General features: G+C 62.6%; 2 pseudogenes. One reads left to right on the top strand and one right to left on the bottom strand.

Annotated elements, in window-relative coordinates:
- Positions 1 to 115 (top strand): annotated as a pseudogene (locus tag E0L35_RS26520) (EamA family transporter); the annotation flags it as partial.
- Positions 116 to 146: 31 nt separating this feature from the next.
- Here E0L35_RS26520 and E0L35_RS25715 read toward each other — a convergent pair.
- Positions 147 to 420: pseudogene (locus E0L35_RS25715) on the bottom strand (TetA family tetracycline resistance MFS efflux pump); the annotation flags it as partial.

The raw sequence follows: 420 nt of genomic DNA, 5'->3' as shown, positions 1-420 counted from the left end.
GACGCTGAGTGCGCTTCAAATCATCGGCGTCCTGCTCGTGATCGGGAGTATCTGGCTGGGCCAACGTTCCAACCGCACTCCTAGGGCGCGTATAGCTTGCCGGAAGTCGCCTTGACCCGCATGGCATAGGCCTATCGTTTCCACGATCAGCGATCGGCTCGTTGCCCTGCGCCGCTCCAAAGCCCGCGACGCAGCGCCGGCAGGCAGAGCAAGTAGAGGGCAGCGCCTGCAATCCATGCCCACCCGTTCCACGTTGTTATAGAAGCCGCATAGATCGCCGTGAAGAGGAGGGGTCCGACGATCGAGGTCAGGCTGGTGAGCGCCGCCAGTGAGCCTTGCAGCTGCCCCTGACGTTCCTCATCCACCTGCCTGGACAACATTGCTTGCAGCGCCGGCATTCCGATGCCACCCGAAGCAAGC

It is taken from the genome of Halomonas sp. ATBC28 (genome assembly GCF_005937175.1).
GTDB lineage: Bacteria > Pseudomonadota > Gammaproteobacteria > Pseudomonadales > Halomonadaceae > Vreelandella > Vreelandella titanicae.
The sequence above is the reverse complement of the archived record's forward strand: the minus strand, read 5'-3'. Positions and strand labels throughout refer to the sequence as shown.